The following is a 24,600-nucleotide window of genomic DNA, read 5'->3' as shown; positions in this document are numbered from 1 at the left end:
CTGGAATATAAAACAGGTAAAGGCATTATTCTCGCAATTATCTTCCTGTAGCCTTGCCCTAAAATTTCTAATTTCTAATTTCTAATTTCTAATTCATTATCTCTAATTTGCACCCGTGCTTAAATACCTGCAACATTCCGAAATAGACTTCACCCTTTGGGACGCGTGCGTGCAACGTGCGGAACAGCATTTGGTGTATGCCTATGCCGGTTATTTGAACGTTTCTACCGGCGGAAGCTGGGATGCCATTGTGGAAATGCAGCACGGGAAGTATGTTTCAGTTTTTCCCCTGCCTTTTAAAAAGCTGCTCACCGAACCGTTTATCTATCAGCCTTTTCATTCGCAACAGCTTGGCTTGTTTACCACGCCGGAAAGCCGGGAAACCACGGTGGCCCCGTATCTGGGGCAAATTCCGAAGCGGCTCCGGAAGGTTTATTTGCAGCTGAATACGGGCAATACTTTTGAAATGGGCCATTTGCCAAAGGGATTTTCCTCGGTGCCGCGCATTACGTTCCATTTAAACCTGACCTATGCGTACGAAGTTCTAAAGGAGAGTTTTGCCACCAACCTGAAGCGAAACATTAAAAAAGCCAAAAAAGAAAAGTTCGAAGTTACGGAAACCGAAAACCTGCCCGACCTGATAAAACTGTATCGGCAAACACGCGGCAAAGAACTGAAAGAAGTTAAAGACCGGCATTATGCCTTGTTCCAGAAACAGTACGTTTTTCTGCAGAAAAACTCACTGGCCCAGCTTTTAGAGATAAGAAAGAACAACGAATTAATTGCGGGCGCTTTGTTTCTGAAACAACCGGGCAAGCTTATTTTCCTTTTTAGCGCTACTTCCGAGACCGGCAAACAGCACGGCGCCATGCCCTTTCTGATCAGCCGCATCATAAAGCAATACGCAGGCACGCCCACCATTCTGGATTTCGAAGGCAGCAGCATACCGAATCTGGCGCGTTTTTATAGCAGTTTTGGGGCAAAACCCGTAACTTACCTTTCCGTAAGCCGGAACAACTTACCCTGGTACCTGAAACCGCTTCTGAAATAATGTACATCCTCACGAAAGAAAATTCCATAGCCGGGTATTTCCTGGCCCAGCTCCGCGACGTAAATGTGCAGAAAGATACCATGCGTTTCCGCCGCAATCTGGAACGCCTCGGCGAATTGCTGGCTTACGAAATCTCGAAAACGCTACCCTACGAAACCCGGAAAGTGCAAACGCCGCTGGCCGAAACCACTGCCAATCTGCCTGTCGAGTTTCCGGTGTTGGCTACCGTTTTGCGTGCCGGCCTGCCTTTTCACCACGGTTTCCTGAATTATTTCGATGCTTCCGAAAGCGCTTTCGTGGCTGCCTACCGGGTAGAACGTACCGCCGACCTGGAAGTAAGGGTAGATTACATGACCTCGGTTTCTCTGGAAAATAAAATCCTGCTGCTGGTAGACCCCATGCTGGCTACCGGTAAATCGCTGGCGCTTACCTACCAGGCTATGCTTCGTTTTGGCACGCCCCGCGAAACGCATATTGCTGCCTGTGTGGCTAGTCCCGAAGGCATCGCCCACATTCAGCAGGAGTTGCCCAACGTAAAAATTTGGCTGGGCGCTTTAGACGAAAAACTGAACGAACACGCCTACATTATCCCGGGCCTGGGCGATGCGGGCAACCTGGCGTACGGCGCAAAATACAGCCTTCCCTAATTTATTTTAATTTCTTCCGGCTTCCGGCGAATTTCTATAGCCACCGGACGTTAACTTTTAGCTAAGTTCGCGTTTTCAAACCTTCGGTCGGGTTTATTTTGCGTATAAAAGCTTTCAGTTAGGTTTATAAAGTGTTCGAAGTAATTGTTAAATATTCTTCTGTTTACCTGCTCAGCATGGTCAAGTTCTTTGGTGGGCCACTCACAGGCGCTGCCCTGGGTTTTTCTTTCTGGACCACCTTCGGCCTGACCGTTGCCGGCATGATGACCAGCGTGCTGCTTTTCAGCATTATCGGTACTGCCGTTTCGAAGAATTACGCCAAAAACCGAAAGCTTAAGAATAAACCCGTTTTCAATAAAAAAAGCCGCCGCATTGTAAAAGTGTGGCAGCGGTTCGGCATGGGCGGCATTGCTTTCCTTACGCCGGTGCTGCTAAGCCCCATTATCGGAACCATCATTGCCACCGTTTTAGGCGCCAAACGCGGCGAAATCCTGCTGCACATGCTCTGGAGCGCCGTGCTCTGGGGTACCGTTTTTACCTTCGCCCTCCTTCATTTAAGGCATCTGGACCTGCCGTTTCTTGGTAAATGAATCAGGATTTTCAGGATTAAAGGATTATTAGGACATTAGTCTGAATCAGAATTTACAGAATTTACGGAATTTTCAGAATTGATCCCCCGTAGGGACAGGTCGCGACCTGTCCGCACGTTATTGCGGTTTTTTTAATAAGGGTATCATTGGGGAAAATGCTCCCAAATTCACCCATATAGGTTTTCAGTTTAAACAATAAGAAGTGGTAGAAAGAAACCTAAAAGAAGTGGAAGAATATGAACTAGTTTATCGAACACATTTACTTGGCGCATTTCTTCTACATCATAAGCCGTTAACCAGGTGTAGGTAGGTTCAATATTGTAATTACTTTTATAAAGTTGTCTTAATAAGCTATAGGAAACTATATATATATGAATGGGCCTGACATTGAGAAAACAACTTCAGCTGTTGCTTCTCTCCGAATCATAAAACCACTTAAGCCAAATACTAAAATTACAACACTTAATTTAAGAAGAGTTTTATTGTTCCTTAATTTTTTGTCGATACCGGCTAGTGCTAAAATGATTAAAATTAAAGAGCTGCCATAGAATATTATTTTTGAAGAAATATCCATTTTGGAGAAAATAAATTAAATCAAAATCAGAGAAGGCTAAATATTTAGGCCTTCAATATACCAAAAAAAAAAGCCCTCCCCTGATTTAGGGGAGGGCTGGGTGGGGTCAAGACTTATTCCGTCTGAAGCCTCTGATCTTCGTCGGTTTCTTTTCTACAAAAGGCTTCCCGGTCCGTTTATCGATCACGCCTTCGCGGAGGTATTGTTTCTTCTCGTGGAATGCGCCTTTAAAATCCGGATCGAGTTTCTTTTTCTGGTTGTCGAGGTCTTTGGCAATTTTCTGTTTTTCGTCGAAACCGGTTTTCTCGATCCTCACTTCCTCCGGCATCTCGGCTACCGGAATCTTCATGTGCATCAGTTTCTCGATCTCGGCAATGCTGGTAAGTTCAGCTTCGTTCGCGAACGTAATGGCGTGGCCTTCGTTGTAAGCGCGGCCGGTGCGGCCAATGCGGTGCACATAATCTTCGTAAATGGCCGGCACATCGAAATTTATTACGTGGCTTACTAAACTTACATCAATGCCGCGGGCAGCCACATCGGTAGCAACCAGGAAACGAATATCGCCATTGCGGAAATCTTCGATGGCGTTGATGCGGGTGTTCTGGCCCTTGTTGCCGTGCAGCACGCGGGTTTCGCCTATTACTTTCCGGATCAGGAATTTCGAAACGTTTTCGGCGGTAGCTTTGCTGCGGCAGAAGATCATTACGCGGTTAAATTTCTCTTCATCGCGCACCAGGTATTCCAGCAGGTTTATTTTGGTTGGTAAATTCGGAACGTGGTACAGAACTTGCGTAACCGTATCTACCGGCGTGGCCTGGCGGGTAATCTCCACTTTCATCGGAAATTCCAGGAATTCTTCCGAAAGCTTCTCGATGCGCGGGCTCATGGTAGCCGAAAAAAGCAAATTCTGACGCTTGCGCGGAATAACTTCCAGCAAGGCCCGGATCTGCGGCATAAAGCCCATGTCCATCATTTTATCGGCTTCGTCGAGTACCAGGGTTTTCAGTTCTTTCAGAATCAGAGCACCTTTCAGGTAAAGCTCCATCAAACGGCCCGGCGTGGCAATTAAAATATCTACGCCTTTCTCGATCTGCTCGATCTGGCTTTTCGGACCAAGTCCGCCGTAGATCGCAAAGAAACGGATATCGGTATATTTGGCCAGCTTTTTAATATGATCTTCGATCTGCATGCCCAGCTCGCGCGTGGGTACTACAATCAGAGCCCGCGGATTATTTCCCTGGGCGTATTTCACCTTCATTAAGATCGGCAGTACAAAGGCGGCGGTTTTACCGGTTCCGGTTTGAGCAATGCCCATTACATCGTGGCCGGCCGTAATGAGCGGAATAGTTTTCTGCTGCACCGGCGTTGGCGTAGTAAAACCAGCTTCTTCAATGGCGTTCAGCAACTGCTTGTTCAGCTTGAAATCGGCGAAAGTAATCTCCGGCGCTGCTGTTTCTTCGGGTTTATTTGCATTTTCAGCAGATTGCTCCGTGTTTTCAGCAGATTCATTTTGGTTGTCTTCGTGCTGGTCTTTCGCTTCTTCGGTCATGGCGGTACAGGTAAAATCTTGAAATAGTGTGCAAAGGTACGGAAAAACACCGGAAGGCTTGCGTTCTCTTCAATTCATCTGAAACCAGCTAAAATGATATAGGTTTTATCTTAAAAAGCGCTTCCCGATTTCAGGCAGTTTCGGAAGGACGGGTTGGCGCGGTAAATATGCTTTTACCGGTTCCCTTCTAAAACAAAAAACCGGAAGCGTTGGCCTCCGGTTTTTAAAAAAATTAAGGTATAAGGGCTTATTGCACGATCACCTTTTTAGTTGTCTGGAAATTATCAGAAACTACTTTCAGCGAGTAAATGCCTTTGGCCAGGTTCCGGGTAGAGAATTGGGCTTCTGCCATACCGTTTACTGCCTCAATGGTTCTGCTTTCTACTAACTGACCAACCTGGTTGTAAACCATCACCTTCAGATTGGCATCTGTCAGTCCGCCAACGCTCAGGGTGAAGCCCTTAGAAGCAGAAGTCGGGTTCGGGAATAAACGGGCTTCCTGAACGGCAACCGGGTTAACAGCCTTGGCTGCTGGTTTCAACCGGAGGGCAAAACGGGTAGCGTTGCTGCCGGCAACCAACTGACAGGTATAATTGCCACTGGTTCTCAGGTTGTGCAATGTACCGGTCTGGCGGTCTTCCAGGTACACTTCCGCTCCGGTTTCCTGGTTAAGCAGCTGGGCCGGTTCAAAGGTATACGTTCCGGCAGCGCCCACATAGAAACCAAGTGGAATTATCGTTTCCTGGCTTAGTACCGGCACCCCGTTAATTGCTAACGATTTGCCGTTTGGCGTAATGGCATACAGGGTTGGTACATCGGCGCTGTTTGGCTGAACTTTGTAAGCGTCAAATGCGGCATCATCGTTCACGGTGGCGCCTGCCTCCTGGTAAATGAACAGTTCATCGGCCAAGCCTTTAGCATTGCTCAGGTTAAGCTGTACCAGCGGACGGGTTTCAGCAGTTTTGTAGAAGGAAGGGTTTGTATAATTGGTTACCCGGTCGGCGTTGCTGAACGAGAAACCGGAAACCGTTGAAGAAACCCGCACAAAGAAGCCCTGCATCGCCGGAATTACACCGCCGGTCAGGTTTCCTACACCATTTACATAAGAAGCATAGCTGCCACCGTAGCGGGAGTCAGAACGGAAGGTATAAACTGCATTCATCATGCCGGCAGGTTTGGTTACCTGATCCCAGTCCATTGGCGAAGGATACGGGTTACCAAGCAGGTGCCAGCCGGAGTTAGCCGTAGCGCCTCTGGTTAAAGTGCCAACGTTTACGGTTCCGTTGTTCAGGGTGCCGTTAAAATCTACCGTCCGCACCGGCGTGTTTACCGAATACCCGTGACCAGGTCTCATTGGGCTGCTGGTGGAGGCCGGCGATTCCCAGCCGAAACCGAAGTCTTCGAAGCGGGCACTGTCGGAGTTCAGGCGGCTTTCGTCAAAAGCGAATACGTTCGGGAACGGCCGCACCAAACCTGGTTTAACAGCATTGTTGTAAGCAGGGTTTACGACCGGAGTATAGCCGCCGGTGGCGAGATCTGCCAGGGTTGTATTCTGTACCGGGGAGGAATAATGACGATAACCGATCGAGCTGTTCAGGCTGTTGTCGATGTGACGCTGCACGGTAACCGTACCGGTAACGGCAAAGCTGTTGTTTACCACCATTGCGGTGCCATCGGCGTTAGATAGTAAAGTAAGCTTGTGGCCGTTGGTCGCCAGGTTCCCGTTCAGAACAATAGCGCGTTTAATAGAAACCGGTCCACCCAGGTTTACGCCTGCCGCACCTACGTTCAGTTTGTTGATCACGGAAGAACCGGATCCGCCAAGGGTCTGAACAGAAGTACCCACAAATGCGATCTCATCGTTCACACCCGTTCCGTCTACCAGATTACCATTGTTCACATACGTGCCATAAACTTTTAGCTGTACTCCGGAAATAGTAAGCTTGGCAAAGGTGTTAATAGTAATGTTCCGTACCGATTGGTTAGAAGAAATTACGGGCGAGAACGGTGTGCCTGCCGGTATTAGAACATCGGTGGTTAGTGTTGGCAATATACCTCCGCACCAGTTACCAGCATTGGTCCAGTCGGTAGATACCGCTCCTGTCCACTGGCCGGCCACGCACGATGGTGCATTGAATTCATAAGCGCCCGGATCTGGAGTAGTTGCATTACGGGATGCGCCTGTAAAGTCAGTGGTTACTCCCACGTTGGCGCCCTTGTTATTCAGGATTCCGCTGGTAGGTTTCAGGTTTCCGGTAGCAGCGCTTACATATCCCGGATCACCGCTTACACTGTTTGCATCGTCACTGGTTGCGGTTGTCCAGTCAGCCAGGGTTACTCTGTTGGAAGTCAGGTAGCCAATGCCACTGCCGCTTGCGCCGCCGGTCAGGTACAGGTTATTGTTGTCCGAAACAATACCGGTAGCATTCGTTCCGAAGTAAATAGCATGTTTTACGCCAGTGGTTCCGCCGGTAACGGTCACGTTGTTGTTTTTAAATACAATGTTGGTGGCGGCAGTTGTCTGGTAGAAGCCGCGAACGGTGCTAGTATTGGCCGGGTGGTTCAGGTCGATGGTGTTGTGGTAGTAATAAGCGCCATCTGAGCCTGAGTTATAAATGCCGTAAGCCAAACCATTATTTTTAATGTTGTAGATCAGGTTGTTAATCACTTTGTTTTCGGAACCAGCGGCGGCATCGTTTGTGGTAAAGTAGATGCCGTAAGCTAAGCTGGTGCTGGCATTGTTGTTAGCAAACGGATCGTGGATCTTGTTTTTCTCGATCAGCAGGTTTTTGCTGGTAGTACCATAAATTCCATAGAAAGATGACAAGCTGGCCGAGGCCCGGTCTAACCGATGGATGTCATTCCCGCTTATTACCGTACCATTCTGGCCATCTGAATAAATACCGTAATTATAGAAATTCTTCACCGTGTTGTTCATTACCGTATTGCCGATAGCCTGGCCGGTAGCGCCGTTGCCCACCAGAATAATACCATAGTAGCCTCCATTCACGGTGTTGCCGGTAATGGTAGTGTTGCTGGCGTTCACACCATCGGTAGTAGCAGCAGTATTTGAACCGCTGGCCACAATGCCGCTGAAGTTATTTAAGGTACTGGTAAGGCTGCTGTTGATGGTGTTGTTGGTAATGGTGTTGTTGTTGGCGCCATTGGTTAAATGAATACCCCAGCCGTAGGTGCCGGAAGTTGCATCTATTACCAGATTATTCAGGGTAATATAGTCGGCGCCATCGAGCTTGATAACAGCGCGCTGGTTTGTATTAGCTGAAGTAAAGCCAATAGTTCTGCCATTACCATTAAACGTAATTCTGTTGGTAGCAGAGGCACCGGTAATTTCCGGGATTGTAATTTGCTCGTTGTAGGTACCGGCTGCCACGTTAAAGGTTACAGGTCCGCTTACTCCGCAATCCACCAGTGCTTTTACCGCATCGGTAAAGGTAGCATAGTAATTGTTTGCCGCCGGAGTTCCGCCAATGGTCTTGGTACCGGAAAGCGGACTGCAAACGCTTATCGTTATTTCGGTAAAGTTGTTGGTCGGATCTATGTCGGTAGTGCCGTTCGGCAATTCGGTAAAGGCTCGTAACGTATAGGTGCCGCCGGTAGCAAACGTATAATTGCCAATGGTAATAGTGGTAGAAGCATTGGTGGCCAGGCCTGGCGTTTGCGTAAAGTTAAAAGGAGAACCGATTACCGTACCATTAATGCTGAATTTAACAGTAGCAGAAGTTAACGGTGCACCGCCAAAGTTTTTCAGTGTAACCTGGATCGGGGCATTCGTTCCCGGAGCCAGTGAAATTCCTGGCGAAAGAATGGCAGTAATTCCGGCATCGGCGGTAGCTGGTGGGGTAAACTCATACGCTCCCATATCCGGCGTGGTGGTCCGGTTTACGTTCAGTACATCCTGTGGAACTACGGTAAGCAGGTTCTGGCCCAGGTTGTTTACGGCCGGGGAATTTGGCTTCAGGTTGTCGCCGCCAGCGGTAGTTACATAATCCGGGTCTTCGCTTATGCTGTTCTGGTCATAAGCGCCTCCGTTTGCTGTTTTCCAGTTGGCTAAGGTAGCCTGATTGCTGGAATAAAATCCAACGCCGCTGGAGCTGGAACCGCCCGTCAGGTAAAGGTTATTGCGGTTGCTGGTAATACCGGAAGTTGTGGTTCCGAAATACAGGGCGTGCTTAGCTCCGGTGGTGCCGCCGGCTATCGTTATCATGTTGTTGATGATCCGGATATTGGTGGCGGCAGTAGTCTGGTAAAAGCCCCGGTTTGTACCGGTGTTGGCAGTATTGTTCAGATGAACGGTATTGTGGTAGTAGAAAACACCAGCGCTGCCGGAGTTATACAGGGCATAAATAGTACCGGTATTATTGATGTTGTAGATCAGGTTGTTGCTTACAATATTTTCTTTACCGACCGGTGCATCGTTGGAGGAAGAATAAATGCCGTTAACCTGGCCGGAAAGAGAGGAAGCTCCTCCGTGGGTATTATGGATCCGGTTTTTGGTAATAACGGAGTTCTGAGTGGCGCCGCTTAAGGTTATTCCTTCAAAAGTGCCAACTGTTGTTCTGGTTGGACGGCTGATATTGTTTCCTTCCACCAGCGTAGCGTAAGCACCTCCTAATTCAATTCCGGTAGCGTAGACATCCTGTACGGAATTGTTTAAGATCTGGTTAGCGCCTGTGCTTGTCGACAAACCATACAACCCTACCCCTTTATACCCCCCGGTAATCGTATTGCCGGAAATTACGTTGTTGTTGCCATTGTTGCCGGTAGTAGTGGCAGTAGTATTAGAGTTCGAGAATACGATACCGGCCGAATTGCTTTCGGTAGTGCTGGTAGAACCAATGGTAATGGTATTGTTCAGAATGGTATTGTTGTCGGCGCCATTAATGAAATGAATACCCCAGCCGTAGGCGCTGGTTCCGGTTCCGGTGGTCTCAATGTTCAGGTTCTTAATGGTTACATGGTCAGCGCCGTTCAGTCTTATTACATACCGGGCTGCTGACACAGTCGGGTCGAAGGAAAGGGTACGCCCGGCGCCGTCAAAAGTAATGGTATTGGAAGCGCTGGCGCCTGTAATAGCCGGAATTTCGATCTGCTCATTAAAGGTGGCATTGCCCATAGCCGTAAAGGTTACCGCTCCGCTTACCCCACAGATCTTCAAGGCTTCTACCGCATCTGTAAAGGAAGCAAAGTTGTTCGGGCCGGCCGTGCCGCCAATGGTCTTGGCGCCAGCTAACGGACTGCAGGCATAAACCGAAATGGTGGTGCTGTTATTAGCCGCGTTGGCATCGATTATACCATTTGGTTTGGAGGTAAAGGCTTCCAGGGTATGGCTGCCGGCAGAAAAAGCGTAATTACCGATCACTTTTGTATCGGTTGCTCCTGAGGCCAAGCCCGAAGCATTGGTGTAGTTATAGGTTGTAGCAGTACCTCCGTCAACTTTATAGCTTATAGTTACGGAATAGATCGGATCTAAACCGAAGTTCTGAATGGTGACTTCAATTGGCGTACTTACGCCGGGAGCCACCGGCGTGGGTAGCGGAGAAATGGCAATTACTCCGGCATCCAGGGTAGGAGGGCTGAATTCAAAAGCGCCGGCATCCGGGGTAGTTGTACTACGGGCAGCGCCGCCATCAAAGTCGGTAGTAACGCCAACATTTCTGCCTATATTATCTATGTCAGACGAAGTTGGAATGAAGTTGCCGTTGGCAGCATCCACAAAAAGCGGATCGGAGCTTACGCTGTTGGCATCGTCGCCGGTGGCGGCAGTCCAGTCGGCTAAAGTTACCCGGTTGGAAGTAAGGTAACCAATGCCGCTGCCACTGGCTCCGCCGGTCAGATAAAGCACGTTGTTGTTCGATTCGATACCGGTTGCATTCGTTCCGAAATAGATCGCGTGCTTAACCCCGGCTGTGCCGGTATTCATGGCTACAATATTGTTGATGAATTTAATATTGGTAGCGGCAGTAGTCTGGTAAAAGCCCCGCATGGTACCAGTATTGGCGGTATTGTCTAACGAGATCGTATTGTGATAGTAGTATACGCCGTCGGAACCGCTGTTGTACATTCCGTAAATGGTACCGTTGGTATTGATGTTGTAAATAAGGTTATTGATCACTTTGTTTTCCTGACCAACCAGCGCATCAGCGGAGGTAAAATAAAGCGGATAAGCCACACTCGTGCTGCCCGGTGAGGCTGTAAAACCATCGTGCATTTTATTTTTCTGGATCAGGATATTGCGGCTTGCTCCGGTTACATAAACGGCATAGAAAGAGGAAACGGTCCCCCGGTCCATGCGGTGAATGTCGTTGCCGGATACCTGAGTGCCATCCTGATCTTCCAGGTGAATGTGGTAGATATAGCCATTCTTTACCGTGTTGCTGGTAATTACGTTTCCGATTGCCGGCGCAGTGGTCCCGTTTCCGGAAAGCGAAATGGCATGATAGCCTCCGCTCACGGTGTTGCCAGAAATAGTAGTATTATTGGCGTTGTTCCCGGCAGTGCCGACAGTAGAAGTGGAATTGGTAGCCACTATACCCGCAAAAGCAGATGAAGTTGCGCTGGTAAGGCTGCTGTTAATGATGTTGTTGGTAATGTTGTTATTGTCAGCTTCATTAATTAAATGAATACCCCAGCCATAAGAACCATCTGTAGCATCTATTACAAAATTGTTCAGGGTTATAAAATCGGCTCCGTCTAACTTGAAGATATGCCGGGCTCCGGTAACAGTTGCATTAAAGCCAATGGTGTTTCCGTTTCCGTTAAAGGTGATCCGGTTGCTGGCAGAGGCTCCGGTAATGGCTGGAATAACTACTTGTTCGTTATACGGGCCGCTTCCAGAGGCTACGTTAAAAGTTGTAGCTGCGTTAATGCCCACGCAAGTCATGATATCGACCGCCTCCTTAAATGATGCAAATGTGCGGGTATTTAAATTAGTAGCCTGTCTTTTATCGATGGTATAGGTGCCGGAAAGAATGGCTGGCGTAAATACCTGTACCGGTGTAGAACTGGTACTACTGCCTGAGCAGGTTAATACCGCCCGGTAATAATTGGTAGTAGTCTGGGATGTAGTGAAAGTTACCGATTCAGCCCCTGGAATATTGGACCAGGTAGTGCCATTTGGCGATGATTGCCATTGGAATGTGAGGCCAACGCCAATGCTGTTGCCGTTTAAGCTTAAGTTGAAGCTTGTGTTTGGGCAAACTATATTGGCTGAGCTCTCTGTCGCTCCGGCTATAGGTGGGCTGGTGCAGGTATTGGAGGTAAAGGTGATCCGGATATTAGGCCGTTCTTTGTAGCCTGTTACAGTGCCGCTTAGAGTCGCGCCGTTGGGATCGGATACTCCCACAATTTTGCCTGCATGGCCGCTGGTAAATTCCCACTGGATTTTATCGGTGGAACGGGGCTGAGCCAAGGATGCAACACTGTGTTCGGTTGCCACCTCGAATGCGCCGCCGGTGTAGTTAAAGGGGGCACTGAAGGTGAAAGGTACCCAACCAGTTGTGGCTGGTAAATTAAAAGCCGTATTGTTAATTACCTGGGTATGGGTTTGTAAAATACTGGCCCAGGTGTCGGTAGTATTCAGGGCGGTGTTACTGGTGTTAGCGACCAGCATTTTAAAAGGCACATTGCCGTTAAAGTTTGCGGTATTGGCCTTGTTGAATTCTATCTTGGTAATAATAGCACCGCTCGGAATGCCGGCAGCGGCCATTTCGGCAGCAGTCCAGAGCATGTTCGTTCTGGCGCCATTGGTCGTAGAAGTACTCGAATAGCGGTAAACTGGGCCATAGAGAGTGCTAGCCGCAATGTCTGTTCCGGTTCCGATCTGCACGCTGGTTTGTGCAAGGAGACTGCCGGCAAATCCTGGCAAATATAGGGCTGCCAGGATCATCAGCCATTTTACTGAGAATCGGTCCGGTAACCAGGCTTTCCTGGATCCGGTACCTTGTTTTAGTAAATGTTTCTGCATAAAATAAAAATTAGGTTAATGAATTGAAACAGGATTGTAATAGTTACTGAAGTACTTGTATTTTTGACAGGTTAATTTACAGACATAATTTTATATAGCAATATATTTTTTTTATAACAGCTTGTTTTATCTGTTGAGGATGAGTATGATGCGGTTTTAAGAGTCCAGGTAGTGCCTGCAGATCTTGTAGAACCATAAAGCCAGGCAATGAAGGTAAGTTCGGATAGGAAAGAGCAACTATCCGACTGCTTCTCCCTATCTTTGCGGCATGAAAAGTATCCTGATCAAGAATGCCACGCTGGTAAACGAAGGCCGCGTTTTTCAGAGCGATGTATTTATTTCCGACGGCCGTATCCAGAAAATCGGTAGTAATTTGACCGAAAAAAGTGACCGCGAAATAGACGCCACCGGCCTGCATCTTTTGCCCGGTGTAATCGACGATCAGGTGCATTTTCGCGAGCCCGGTTTAACTCACAAAGCCGACATCCATTCCGAAGCGCGGGCAGCGGTGGCCGGTGGTACCACTTCCTTCATGGAAATGCCCAATACGATTCCGAACGCCACTACCCAGGAACTGCTCGAAGATAAATTTAACCGCGCCGCCGAAACCTCGCTGGCTAACTATTCTTTCTTCATGGGCGCGACCAACGATAATCTGGATGAAGTTCTGTTAACCAACGGCGCCACCGTTTGCGGCATCAAAATATTTATGGGGTCTTCTACCGGCAACATGCTGGTAGACGATGAAGGCACCCTGGAGCAGATCTTCGAAAAAGCCCGTCTGCCGATTGCCGTACATTGCGAAGACGAACAAACCATCCGCGATAACCTGACGATCTACGAAGAAAAATACGGTGACGAAATTCCGGTGGAATGCCATCCGGAGATCCGGAGCACGGCCGCCTGTTTTAAGTCGAGCTTTATGGCCGTTAAACTGGCCGAGAAACACAACACCCGCCTGCACATCCTGCACATTTCCACCGAAGAAGAACTGGCCCTTTTCCGGAACGATATTCCCTTAAAAGAAAAACGCATTACCGCCGAAGTTTGCGTACACCACCTTTGGTTCGATAAATCGGATTATGCTACCTTGGGAAGCCAGATTAAATGCAACCCGGCTGTGAAAGAAGCCCGCCACAAAGAAGCCTTATTCCAGGGCTTGTTAGATAACCGCCTCGATATTATTGCCACCGACCACGCCCCGCATTTGTGGGAAGAAAAACAGGCGAGCTACAAAAAATCGCCGTCCGGAGTACCGCTGGTGCAGCACAGCTTACAGTTAATGCTCGAATTTTACCACGACGGCCGTATTTCCTTGGAGCGCATGGTAGAAAAAATGAGCCACGCCCCGGCCGAGTGTTTCCAGGTACGCGAAAGAGGTTTCATCCGGGAAGGTTACTGGGCCGACTTGGTACTGGTAGATTTGAATGAGCCTTACACCGTAAGCAAAGAAAACATCTATTATAAGTGCAACTGGTCGCCGTTCGAAGGCAAAACGTTCCGCTCTTCGGTTTCGCATACCATCGTTTCCGGCCACTTAGCTTTCGAGAACGGACGTTTCGACGAAAGCAAAAAAGGCGAACGCCTCCTCTTCGATCGACCTTTGTAGGTTATCTGAATCAGGACTTTCAGGATTTAAGGATTTTCAGGATTTTGGGTGTACGTTATTGCGATAATCTTTTGAACACGATTTTTAAGGATTTTTCAGAAGCACAGGATTTCTTGATTTGAAATGTTTGATAAGGAATGCCTGATCAGGAATGCGTGGGACAGGTCAAGCCCTGTCCGTACATGAATCATAGAAGTCAGGGAAATCATAAGAATCATAGTTCAGACATTATTCCTGATTCACCTTTTCCCCGCAAAACCGTATCATTTTAACCACAAAATTCAAAATAAGCACCGCCCAAAAAGCCCTCCCCTGTTTTTAGGGGAGGGTTGGGTGGGGTAAACAACACAACCTTGAACACCGCACGCCGAAATCCCGAAATTCCGCATCCCTCCGAAAAAGGCCTTCGTTCTACGCTGATCGGGATCCTGGCAAATATGGGCCTGGTGCTGATTAAGGGTGCCGCCGGCATTCTGGGGAACTCCTATGCTTTAATTGCCGACGCCATCGAATCCGCTTCCGATGTGCTGACTTCCTTTATTGTCTGGATCGGGCTGAAGGCTGCTTCCAAAGAACCCGATGCCGACCACCCCTACGGCCACGGGAAGGCGGAACCGCTGGCGGCAATTGTGGTGGCGGTAGCTTTGGTTGGGGCAGCCATCCTGATCTGTATTCAAAGCGTGGAGCATATTCTTACGCCCCATAAAACGCCGGAACCATTTACCCTGATCGTACTCGGAATTATCATTGTAATAAAGGAAGGCCTGTACCGCTATTCGCACCGGGTAGGCACCGAAGTGGAAAGCACGGCCGTAAAAGCCGATGCCTGGCACCATCGTGCCGATGCTATTACTTCCCTCACGGCTTTTGTAGGAATTTCCATTGCGCTGATAGGCGGAGATGGTTACGAAACCGCCGACGATTGGGCTGCTTTAATTGCTTCCGGCATAATCGTGCTGAACGCCTATCATATTTTTATACCGGCTTTTACCGAGATCATGGATGCCGCGCCGCCTTCGGAGTTTGCCGAGGAAGTGCGCAAAGCGGCTGCTACGGTGCCCAATGTGATCGGAACGGAGAAGTGTCTGGTCCGGAAAATGGGCTTCGAGTACTTTGTGGACTTACATGTAATTGTAGACGGTGACCTGACGGTGCGTGAAGGCCACGATATTGCCCACCAGGTAAAGGATGCTATTATTGCTGCCAAACCCCAGGTATACAATGTAATGGTGCACATAGAGCCTTACGAAGAAAGTTTACGAGCAAATGGTATGATTTTTTAGAAAAAAAGTAGCCGAACTATTGCACTATTGAAAAATGCTGCCTACTTTTGCAAACCAATTTGAACATGGTGATCGTAGTTCAGCTGGTTAGAGCACCAGATTGTGATTCTGGAAGTCGTGGGTTCGAATCCCATCGGTCACCCAACGAAAGCCCTTGAACCTTCAGGGGCTTTTTTTATTTGCAGTTAATTGGGTTGGTTCAGAGTTAAATTTATGAGTTAAAAGTGGAAATGATTCGTGGCTTTAATAATCCGGATAACGGTAGGCTTTAAGGCTAAAAAAAACATTTCTAATTTCTAATTTTTAATTTCTAATTCTAAAAACAACTCATAACTTTTAACTCATAACTCTTAACTAAAAAAAGCATGAGCTTACTTGTTGTTGGTTCGGTTGCCTTCGATGCACTGGAAACCCCGTTCGGAAAAACCGATAAAATTATTGGCGGCGCCGCTACCTATATTTCCCTGTGTTCGTCTTACTTCACCAAGCCAATAAACCTGGTCGCGGTAGTAGGCGGCGATTTTCCGAAGTCAGACATTGCCCTGCTGCAACAGCACGGCGTGAATACCGAAGGCCTTCAGATAAAAGAAGATGAAAAATCCTTCTTCTGGAGCGGTCGCTACTTTAACGACATGAACAGCCGCGAAACGCTTGTAACGGAATTGAACGTGCTGGGCAGTTTCGATCCTGTTATTCCGGATAGCTACCAGAATTGCGAGTACCTGATGCTGGGCAATCTGGCGCCACAGGTACAGAAGCTGGTGATCGAGCGTCTGAAAAACCGTCCGAAACTGATCGTGATGGATACCATGAACTTCTGGATGGACATTGCTTTGCCGGAGCTTTTGGAAACTATTGCGATGGTAGACGTACTTTCCATTAACGACGAAGAGGCCCGTCAGCTTTCCGGCGAATATTCACTGGTGAAGGCTGCCAAGAAAATCATGGCCATGGGGCCGAAATTCCTGATCATTAAGAAAGGTGAGCACGGTGCCTTGTTGTTCCACGGGGAAAAAGTATTCTTTGCGCCTGCTTTACCGCTGGAAGATGTGTTCGACCCGACCGGCGCCGGCGATACCTTTGCGGGTGGTTTTATTGGTTACCTGGCCAGCACCGGCGATATTTCTTTCGAGAATATGAAGCGCGCCATTATTCACGGTTCTGCCATGGCTTCGTTCTGTGTAGAGAAATTCGGCACCGAGCGCATGCTCAACCTGGAGCAGACAGAAATAGATGCCCGCGTGCAGCAGTTCGTGGAGCTGGTGAATTTCAGCGTAGAAGCAGCCGTTTAGTTTTTAGCATTAAAAGCATAGCATTTTGAGAAGAAAGGGAGCTGTAAGGTTCCCTTTTTTATTGCTTATAAGTCTGGTTTGTAACTAATTGCTCTGGCCAATGGTAAAATAACAGACAGTTCAAACTTAATTAAGGAGGACCAAACCATGGCTATGAAAGATTTTGATAAGAAAATTCCGAATAAAGACCAGAATGCAATGAACCAAATGCGGGCAAAAGGCATGATTCCGAATGAGGAGCAGAATGAAAAAATGAAGCCTCAGAAAACTGGTACTGCCCGCGATAACCGCCCGACGCTTCAGAGTGAAGACAGTCCGGTGCAGAACCCAAACCGGAATATCCCGAAAGGCGGTAACCCAACCGGTCGCGGTTCCAGCCAGCATAATTCGGTTTCGGGCGGACAATCGCTGCAAGGCAATAACGCCCGCAGCAACCCAACCAGCGATAAAACGCATAACTAATCTGTATCAATAAAATGGAGCTATGAAAAGGAAAGCGGCCCGGAATAAGCTTCCGGGCCGCTTTTTTGTGGTTCATGCTACCTTTATAAATTGAATTACTTCAACCGCTTCCTGCTATACTTCTCCTTTAACGCCTCTGGAATCTGCTTCCAGACGTGCTTCGGAATACCGGGCATCTGCTTTTCGCTGAGTTTCTTTTTGCCTTCGCGGGTAGTAATATGATCCCAGTAAGCCAGGAAGAAATCCGGTTCCAGAATAAACTCCATCCAGCCATCAGCCACAATCTGGTTGTTCTCATCCAGTACCAGAATTCCGGAATAGTTTTCTACTGTTCCATCTAAATAAGCTGTAGAGTGCCCTTCAACCTGACTGTTTGACCAATCAATTTTCAAGTTGGGCTTGTCCATTTTATAATGGGGCAGCTCTGCTAATAATTGTGTTTCCACCAGCTTCCGGAGTTCCGGCCCCATTACGTTGGAATGCCCTAAGTGCTGGGTTGCTGAAGTTTTGTTTTCCATGTGATTCTAAATGTCTAAATATAGCTACTAAAGCTAATTAAAAGCTGTCATCCTGAGCGCGAGCGAAGGACCTCGTCGGCGTACTGCAGAAATGCTTACTAAAAGAAATTAAGCTTTCAGAAAATCCCAATTCGGATTTACAGTGGCGATCAGCATTCCTTCTTTGCCCTGGTCCAGCCCTTTATTTCCTTTTCTCTGCTTATAGCTTGTTCAATTCCTGAAAAGGTTTCGTAGTAAAGTAGATTATAACAGTGATATCTGCCGGTAAAAGTAGTTTTGTTTCCTCGGTTTTGGTAATGTTGTTGTATGCGGTCTGCAAGATCGTTGGTTACGCCGGTATACAAAACCGTTTTAGTTGGGTTCGTTACGATGTACACGAAAAAATGCAGACCTTTCATTTTTGCGTTTAGTTAACTTTTCTGCTTCAAGCCGACGAGGTCCTTCGCTGTCGCTCAGGATGACACCTATTTTACCTTGCTGCTTCTTTTACCCTCCTAGCTTCCGTTTTAACCCAAAAACCCCTTAAAACTTCTGATTCAGCCACCGTTGGAAATTATCTTTTTCAGCTTCGGTGGCATCGGGGCGTTTTGCTACAATGTAATTGCTCAGGTAATTACGACCGTTGGTTTCCAGTTTCACGGTGCGGAGCTGGTAGTTGCGGAAAACGGCTACTTCAAAGCTTTCGCCTTCCTTAAATAGCTCGTTCAGGTTGTTTTCAACGCGGCGGCCGTTCACGGCAATAATGTCATCGTCGGTGGTGAAAACGAAGGCGGCCGGAGCATCGGGCATGATGGCGGAAACGTTCGGCCATTCTTTTTTCATAACCGCCCGGAAACCGAATTTGCGTTCGTAACTGATCGGGTTATTCTCTTCGCGGAGCTCGCAACCTACAAACCGAAGCGCAGTATCCAACGAATTTTCCAGCGGAACGGTACCGTAAATGATCTCTTCAAAATATTCCCGGAAAGAAGGCCCGCCGGTTTCCAGGACCAGGTTTATATAATCCTGTTCGGAATAACCAATGCCGGTTTTGCCGAATTCATTATATAAGCGACGCATAATATCATCCAGGGAATATTGGTTTTCGCTCACGCGGCGGAGTTCCAGATCCAGGATTAAAGCAGCCAGGGCGCCTTTGTGGTAGATGGAAACTTTGCGGTCCGGAATGCCGGGTTTATAGCCGTCCAGCCAGGTGTCGAAGGAAGAATCGGTTACGGAATAGTTGTGGCGGCCATAATCGTCGTAATGCTTTTTAAGCACGCCGTTCAGCTCATCAAAATACTGGTTGGCACTGAAAACGCCGGACCGGCCCAATAAATAATCGCCGTAATACGTTGTAATGCCTTCCGCTACGAAACCGGTCTTAAAGTAATTCTCCTGGGTGTAATCATACGGCATCATTTCGGCCGGACGAATATTCTTGATGTTCCAGGTATGAAAAAGTTCGTGGCAGCTTACGCCCAGCAACTCTTTGTAGGTATTGCGCTGCATCAAAGCATCGGCGGGGCCTAAAACGCAAACCGTAGAATTGCTGTGCTCTACGCCGTGGTAATGCTTGTAAGGCAGGATCTGGAACATGAAATGGTAATCCTGCACCGGAAAATCGTGGAAAAGACGTAGCTGTTCCTCGGTAAAATCGCGGAAGTCGGCTAAAATAGCCGGCCAGTCGGGTTTGCAATTGCCCTGGATCCAGATATGGAACGGGATGCCTTGCACGGTATAAACTTCGTGCTGCAAAGTAGCGGAAGCAAAAAGCGGACAATCTACCAGTTCATCGAAGTTACGGGCCAGGAGCGTATTCTGGTTCTTGGCTTTCATGCCGCAGGCGATCTGCCAGTTTTCCGGAATATTCAGTACCAGTTCGCAAGGCAAATTCTCGAAACCTTCGGCGCTCATAAAGCAGTTCACCGGATTTATGTACAATTGCGTTTCATCGAGCCAGCTTCCACCGGCATCCATCTGGTGCGCGTAAAAATCGTAGCGTACGGTAATTTCCGGCAGGTTTTCGGTATGAACCAGCCAACGGTCTTTGGTTATTTTTTCGTAATGCACCGGCTGGCTGTCGGCATCAACTATTTCAAACTTTCTTATTTTCTGGGCAAAATTCTGAAGCTCGTAGCGGCCCGGGCGCCAGGCCGGCAGTTGCAAGTGCAGCAGCGGCTGCTGCAAAGCCGGAATACGCATTTCAATTTGCAGAAAATAGGAGAGGGGATTATTATAGGAAACGTGGTAATGGATCATGTTCTTTACTTTTTTCGGCTAAAAGAATAGCATTTTACGGGAAACCGGGAAAGATGGCAGAATTTCAGGGTTTATGCAAATGTATGAGCGCCAACAATCTTTTAACTTCCGATTGCAGGTTGCGTAGTTTGGTCAGACAGCTGTTGTATTTCGTTCCGGCCTACACTAATTTCTTTGCGACTCATGGCAGAACCCGAATCAAACCACGAGAACCCGGCCTTGCCTGAGCAAGAATCCCAGCAGAAAAAGCAAAAGAAAAAGCAAAAGAAAAAGGATAAGAAAAAGGAAAAGCAAAGAAGAAGAAACATCACCGGCATGTATCGGGCAATATCGCGCAACCATGTGTCCTACGTGGCGATCGGCGGGCCAATATTTTAATTGGTACCTGTACCCTGATCATTTCGGTTACGTTTTCTGTTTTTCTGCACCGTTTTACCGCGCCATCGGTTTACCTCATTCCGGGAATAATTCTTATTATTACCTGCACCGCCACCATGATTCTGGCCATGATATCTACCCGTCCGTTTAATGCGCGGGGTTTTTATACCATGGAAGATATTCTTACGCAACCGAAGAGCCTGCTGTTTTTCGAAGATTATTATAAAATAAAGCTGGATGAATACGAAGCCGCCATGGATAAACTAACTGCAAATGAAATTGAGCTCAAGCATGCCCTTGTCCGCGACCTGCACGGGTTGGGCGTATCGGTGGCCCGTAAATACAAGTTCCTCCGCATAAGTTACGATGTGCTGATGTTTGGCGTTATTTTATCGGTGCTTACCTTGTTTTCTGCCATGATCTGGAAGTTTTAGCAGATTAGCCGGGGTGAAAACAGTACCAATTTTACCTTAAAAAGTGCCGCTAATGCCCCGGAAATCCATTTTCTTAAATTTTAAATAGAAGCTTGTTTGGAATTAGGGAAAAGTATTCCTAATTTTGCAATCCGAATTAATAAAATAATTGGTGCGAGATGAAAAGAACATTCCAACCTTCACAGAGAAAAAGAAGAAATAAGCATGGTTTCCGTTCACGTATGGAAACTGCTAACGGCCGCCGCGTATTAGCCAGCCGCCGTGCAAAAGGTAGAAAGAGACTTACTGTTTCTGACGAAAGAAGACACAAAGGTTAATCTTCCCGGTTTACTGCCCTGCAGTATAACCTTCGCGAATGCAATCCGATAAATCTCAGTTCGCACCGGAAGGCACCATTTCCCATACTTTTTCGAAAGCAGAACGCTTGTGCAGTAAAAAGCTGATCTCTCAGCTTTTCGCCAAGGGTTCTGCTTTTAATTTATATCCCCTCCGCTTTGTTTCCCTCAAAGCCGAAGCGCCTTCACCCGATTTTCCGCAGGTGCTCATTTCTGTTTCCAAAAAATATTTCAAACGCGCCCACGACCGCAACCGCATAAAAAGGCAGATTCGCGAAGCGTATCGTCTGAATAAACATAAGTTGCTGTCCGAAAACGGGCAATCTTACGCCGTAGTGGGTATTATTTACATCGGCAAAGAAAAATCGGCGTACAACGTAATCGAAAAAAAACTAAATTCCGGTTTAGAACGTTTGCTTAAAGAACAAGGCTAATATCCGGCCTTGGTTTCAAAACTATTTCGTATTTCCTATGCTGAAGAAAACTGTTGCCGGTCTCCTGATCGGTGGGCTGGGTTTGGGTCTTTTCTCTTTTAAGACCGAAAACGAGCGTTATTTCGACATTGCTAAAAACCTCGATATTTTTGCCACCCTTTTCAAAGAAGTAAACACCTACTACGTAGATGAGGTAACGCCCGGCAAGCTGGTAAAAACCGGTATCGATGCCATGCTGAAAAGTCTGGATCCCTACACCAATTATATTTCTGAAGACGATATTGAAGATTTTCGCACCCAGACCACCGGCCAGTACGGCGGTATTGGCGCGGTAGTGGGCAAACGCGACGGCAAAACCATTGTGCAATTGCCTTACGAAGGCATGCCGGCCCAGAAAGCAGGCCTGCTGATCGGCGATGAAATTCTGAAGATCGACGGCCTGGTGCTCGATAAAAAGAATTCTTCCGACGTAAGCAAGCTCCTGAAAGGCCAAGCCGGTACCGTCGTGAAAGTGGAAGTGAAGCGCTACGGCGTAGAAAAACCGTTCGAAGTTGCTATTACCCGCGATAAAATTCAGATCGATAACGTGCCTTACTACGGGATGGTAACGAATGATATTGGCTACTTCCAGCTTTCCGGCTTTACCATGGATGCTTCCCGCGAAGTGAAAAATGCCGTGATGAAGCTGAAGGAAATGGGCGCCCAAAAGATCATTTTCGATTTACGCGATAATCCCGGTGGTTTGCTGAACGAAGCGGTAAACATTTCGAACCTCTTCGTGGAAAAAGGCAAGGACATTGTAAGCACCAAAGGCAAAGTAACCGAATGGAATAAAGTTTACAAAGCCCTCGACGAACCGCTCGATACCCAGATCCCGCTCGTAATTATTACCAGTTCCCGCAGCGCTTCGGCCTCCGAGATCGTTTCCGGCGTAATGCAGGACTACGACCGTGCCGTTCTGGTAGGCGAAAGGACCTTTGGTAAAGGGCTGGTGCAGGCAACGCGTCCGCTTTCCTATAATTCCCAGCTGAAAGTTACTACTGCTAAATATTACATCCCGAGCGGCCGCTGCATTCAGGAAGTAGATTATTCGCACCGCAAAGAAGACGGCAGCCTTGGTAAAATTCCGGATTCCTTGCGGGTAGCCTTTAAAACTGCCGGCGGCCGTACCGTTTTCGACGGGGGAGGAGTTGCCCCGGATGTTGAAGTGAAGGATAAAGACTTTGCCGATATTTCCAAAACGCTGGTAAATAAAGGCTATCTTTTCGAATACGCTAATAAGTACCGCTCCGAACATCCTACCATTCCACCGGCCAAAGAATTCAGCATTTCCGATGCCGAGTATCAGAAATTCGTAGCGTTTTTAGGTAAAAAAGACATTTCTTATTCTACCAGCGTAGAAAAATCGATAGAAGATCTGGTGAAAAAAGCCAAAGACGAAAAGCACTACGACGATATCAAAACCGATGTGGATGTTCTGAAAAAGAAGATCGCCCATAATAAAGCCAACGACCTGAGCCGCTTTAAACCGGAGATCAAAGAATTGCTGGAGCAGGAAATTGCCTTGCGCTACTATTTCCAGAAAGGCGCCATCGAAGCTTCCTTCGACGACGATCAGGATATTATCACGGCCATGAACGTGCTCAACGATCCTCAGAAATTCCAGGGCTTGTTGAAATCGAACCCAAATAAAAAATAAAGGGTTTTCTAACCGGAAACCTACCGTTTTCAGAAGCTGCATCAGCAATGGTGCAGCTTTTCTGTTGTAAAACGCTGGCATTTCCGTTAAAAAAGTGCCTCCTGAAGTTGGTATTGGCCGGCATGCCGCCAATCCGGATTTTTGAATTAATTTTGCAGATATTATAAAAGCATGACCTTAATCTTATCGCTGGAAACATCCTCCACCGTTTGCTCCATTGCCCTGGCGCAAAACGAAAAGCTGATCGGTACTTCGGAGTTGCGGCTCGAAAAATCGCATTCCTCCCACATTACCGTGCTCATTCAGCAATTAATTCAGAACTGTGGTTTCCATTTGAAGGAGCTTTCGGCCGTAGCAGTTTCCGGCGGACCAGGTTCCTATACCGGTCTCCGCATCGGTACCTCCACTGCCAAAGGCCTGTGCTACGCCCTGAATATCCCGCTCATTGCCGTTTCCACGTTAAAAGCATTAGCCCAACAGGTAATTCCCCACACAGCCAACCCGGAAGCATATCTGTTCTGCCCCATGATCGATGCCCGCCGCATGGAAGTTTACACGGGCTTGTTCACCGGTTCGCTGGAAGAAATAAGGAACGATCAGGCCATGGTACTGGATGAAGCTTCTTTTGCCGAAGAACTGGAAACCCAGAAAATCATCTTCTTCGGCAGTGGGGCAGCCAAATGGCAAACTTTAAACGGGGAAAATGCAAACGCAATCTTCCTGAAAACTGTTATCCCATCAGCCGAAGCCGTTTCGCAACTGGCCTGGCAGCACTTTCAGGCGCAGCAATTCGAAAATGTTGCATATTACGAGCCGTTCTATGTGAAAGAAGTACACGTAACTACCGCCAAAGCTAAAAATTAAGATTATGTCAGAATTCATAAACCGGGTAGCGCAAAGCGCCCTTACTACCATTAACCTCGAAGAGTTTATTCATCCCGGCGAACGGGTTGTTTACGATATAAAGGAAAACCTCTTTATGGGGCTCATGCTCCGCGAAAAGGATTTCCGCGAATTCATCAAAACGCACGATTGGTCGCAATACGCCGGCAAAAACGTAGCCATCATCTGCTCCGCCGACGCCATCGTACCAACTTGGGCTTACATGCTCCTGGCCACCAAATTGCAGCCGCACGTTAATAAGTATGTCTTCGGCAATTTGGAAGCACTGGAGCAGGAGCTGTTTCACAATGCCATCGAAAAAATAAATCCCGAAGATTACGAAGATGCTAAACTGGTAATTAAAGGTTGTGGTCAGGTTCCGGTACCAACCTATGCCTATGTAAAGATCATGGAGAAACTACTGCCGGTGGCCTCATCTATTATGTATGGCGAACCATGCAGCACCGTGCCTATCTATAAAAAGCCAAAAGCCAAAGCAGAGTAAGCTACTTAAAATAGAAAGCCTGAAAATTTTTCCTTCTGTTTCCGTGTGTGTTACCGAAAATTTAGGCTGAATAAGAAGCAGTGGCTTGCAAACTCCGTTTAAGGCTGCTACTTTTGCATCGCAATTCAGCAGC

Annotated in this window: 20 protein-coding genes and 1 tRNA gene; 15 read left to right on the top strand and 6 right to left on the bottom strand. The window is 47.6% G+C overall.

Annotation, left to right across the window (positions count from 1 at the left end):
• Window positions 1-115 precede the first annotated feature (115 nt).
• The 3 genes from F0P94_RS18825 to F0P94_RS18815 all read left to right on the top strand — a co-directional run bounded on the left by F0P94_RS18825 (window position 116) and on the right by F0P94_RS18815 (window position 2,288).
• A complete protein-coding gene (locus tag F0P94_RS18825; protein ID WP_150905987.1) occupies window positions 116-1,051 on the top strand; it encodes a GNAT family N-acetyltransferase in 936 nt (311 codons plus the stop codon).
• Entirely contained in the window at window positions 1,051-1,698 is a 648-nt protein-coding gene (upp, locus tag F0P94_RS18820; protein WP_150905985.1) for a uracil phosphoribosyltransferase, read from the top strand. The genes F0P94_RS18825 and upp overlap by 1 nt, the downstream gene beginning before the upstream one ends.
• 176 nt (window positions 1,699-1,874) lie before the next feature.
• Complete coding sequence (locus F0P94_RS18815; RefSeq protein WP_150905983.1) at window positions 1,875-2,288, top strand: hypothetical protein; 414 nt, start codon at window positions 1,875-1,877, stop codon at window positions 2,286-2,288.
• A gap of 361 nt (window positions 2,289-2,649) precedes the next feature.
• Here the strand turns inward: F0P94_RS18815 and F0P94_RS18810 are convergent, their stop codons facing one another.
• The 3 genes from F0P94_RS18810 to F0P94_RS18800 form a co-directional block, all read right to left on the bottom strand.
• Window positions 2,650-2,862, bottom strand: a complete 213-nt coding sequence (locus F0P94_RS18810) for a hypothetical protein (RefSeq protein WP_150905981.1) — start codon at window positions 2,860-2,862, stop codon at window positions 2,650-2,652.
• A gap of 106 nt (window positions 2,863-2,968) precedes the next feature.
• Window positions 2,969-4,411, bottom strand: a complete 1,443-nt coding sequence (locus tag F0P94_RS18805; protein ID WP_150905979.1) for a DEAD/DEAH box helicase — start codon at window positions 4,409-4,411, stop codon at window positions 2,969-2,971.
• A 247-nt stretch (window positions 4,412-4,658) separates the two neighbouring features.
• The gene (locus tag F0P94_RS18800; protein ID WP_150905977.1) at window positions 4,659-12,395 is read right to left on the bottom strand and encodes a CARDB domain-containing protein; all 7,737 of its coding nucleotides are present in this window, start codon (window positions 12,393-12,395) and stop codon (window positions 4,659-4,661) included.
• A gap of 268 nt (window positions 12,396-12,663) precedes the next feature.
• Between F0P94_RS18800 and F0P94_RS18795 the strand changes: the two genes are divergently transcribed.
• From F0P94_RS18795 to F0P94_RS18775, 5 genes are all read left to right on the top strand, one after another.
• Window positions 12,664-14,004 carry a dihydroorotase gene (locus F0P94_RS18795; protein WP_150905975.1) on the top strand — a complete coding sequence of 447 codons (1,341 nt, stop codon included), beginning with the start codon at window positions 12,664-12,666 and terminating at the stop codon, window positions 14,002-14,004.
• Between the two features lie 353 nt (window positions 14,005-14,357).
• Window positions 14,358-15,287, top strand: a complete 930-nt coding sequence (locus F0P94_RS18790; protein WP_225307292.1) for a cation diffusion facilitator family transporter — start codon at window positions 14,358-14,360, stop codon at window positions 15,285-15,287.
• A 68-nt stretch (window positions 15,288-15,355) separates the two neighbouring features.
• Window positions 15,356-15,429, top strand: a tRNA-His gene (locus F0P94_RS18785).
• Between the two features lie 223 nt (window positions 15,430-15,652).
• Complete coding sequence (locus F0P94_RS18780) at window positions 15,653-16,579, top strand: PfkB family carbohydrate kinase (RefSeq protein WP_150905973.1); 927 nt, start codon at window positions 15,653-15,655, stop codon at window positions 16,577-16,579.
• Window positions 16,580-16,732: 153 nt separating this feature from the next.
• Window positions 16,733-17,041, top strand: coding sequence for a hypothetical protein (locus F0P94_RS18775; RefSeq protein ID WP_150905971.1), 309 nt, complete (start codon window positions 16,733-16,735; stop codon window positions 17,039-17,041).
• Window positions 17,042-17,136: 95 nt separating this feature from the next.
• Here the strand turns inward: F0P94_RS18775 and F0P94_RS18770 are convergent, their stop codons facing one another.
• The 3 genes from F0P94_RS18770 to F0P94_RS18760 all read right to left on the bottom strand — a co-directional run bounded on the left by F0P94_RS18770 (window position 17,137) and on the right by F0P94_RS18760 (window position 19,800).
• On the bottom strand, window positions 17,137-17,559 hold the full coding sequence (locus F0P94_RS18770; RefSeq protein ID WP_150905969.1) for a hypothetical protein: 423 nt from the start codon (window positions 17,557-17,559) through the stop codon (window positions 17,137-17,139).
• A 149-nt stretch (window positions 17,560-17,708) separates the two neighbouring features.
• A complete protein-coding gene (locus F0P94_RS18765) occupies window positions 17,709-17,957 on the bottom strand; it encodes a GIY-YIG nuclease family protein (protein ID WP_317133067.1) in 249 nt (82 codons plus the stop codon).
• A gap of 124 nt (window positions 17,958-18,081) precedes the next feature.
• A complete protein-coding gene (locus F0P94_RS18760; protein ID WP_150905967.1) occupies window positions 18,082-19,800 on the bottom strand; it encodes a M61 family metallopeptidase in 1,719 nt (572 codons plus the stop codon).
• 183 nt (window positions 19,801-19,983) lie between these two features.
• On the opposite strand from F0P94_RS18760, the gene F0P94_RS18755 reads away from it, so the two are divergent.
• The 7 genes from F0P94_RS18755 (at window position 19,984) to F0P94_RS18725 (ending at window position 24,467) form a co-directional block, all read left to right on the top strand.
• Window positions 19,984-20,178 (top strand): hypothetical protein, encoded by a 195-nt coding sequence (locus F0P94_RS18755; protein ID WP_150905965.1) that lies wholly within the window; start codon window positions 19,984-19,986, stop codon window positions 20,176-20,178.
• Window positions 20,130-20,612 carry a Pycsar system effector family protein gene (locus F0P94_RS18750; protein WP_317133069.1) on the top strand — a complete coding sequence of 161 codons (483 nt, stop codon included), beginning with the start codon at window positions 20,130-20,132 and terminating at the stop codon, window positions 20,610-20,612. The genes F0P94_RS18755 and F0P94_RS18750 overlap by 49 nt, the downstream gene beginning before the upstream one ends.
• Before the next feature lie 158 nt (window positions 20,613-20,770).
• On the top strand, window positions 20,771-20,929 hold the full coding sequence (rpmH, locus tag F0P94_RS18745) for a 50S ribosomal protein L34 (protein WP_150905961.1): 159 nt from the start codon (window positions 20,771-20,773) through the stop codon (window positions 20,927-20,929).
• A gap of 38 nt (window positions 20,930-20,967) precedes the next feature.
• Complete coding sequence (rnpA, locus tag F0P94_RS18740) at window positions 20,968-21,381, top strand: ribonuclease P protein component (RefSeq protein WP_150905959.1); 414 nt, start codon at window positions 20,968-20,970, stop codon at window positions 21,379-21,381.
• Window positions 21,382-21,418: 37 nt separating this feature from the next.
• Entirely contained in the window at window positions 21,419-23,080 is a 1,662-nt protein-coding gene (locus tag F0P94_RS18735) for a S41 family peptidase (RefSeq protein ID WP_150905957.1), read from the top strand.
• Between the two features lie 171 nt (window positions 23,081-23,251).
• The gene (tsaB, locus tag F0P94_RS18730) at window positions 23,252-23,944 is read left to right on the top strand and encodes a tRNA (adenosine(37)-N6)-threonylcarbamoyltransferase complex dimerization subunit type 1 TsaB (RefSeq protein ID WP_150905955.1); all 693 of its coding nucleotides are present in this window, start codon (window positions 23,252-23,254) and stop codon (window positions 23,942-23,944) included.
• Window positions 23,945-23,948: 4 nt separating this feature from the next.
• Window positions 23,949-24,467, top strand: coding sequence for a DUF2480 family protein (locus tag F0P94_RS18725; RefSeq protein ID WP_150905953.1), 519 nt, complete (start codon window positions 23,949-23,951; stop codon window positions 24,465-24,467).
• The last annotated feature ends 133 nt before the right edge of the window (window positions 24,468-24,600 follow it).

It is taken from the genome of Adhaeribacter soli (assembly GCF_008727925.1).
Lineage (GTDB): Bacteria > Bacteroidota > Bacteroidia > Cytophagales > Hymenobacteraceae > Adhaeribacter_A > Adhaeribacter_A soli.
The sequence above is the reverse complement of the archived record's forward strand: the minus strand, read 5'-3'. Positions and strand labels throughout refer to the sequence as shown.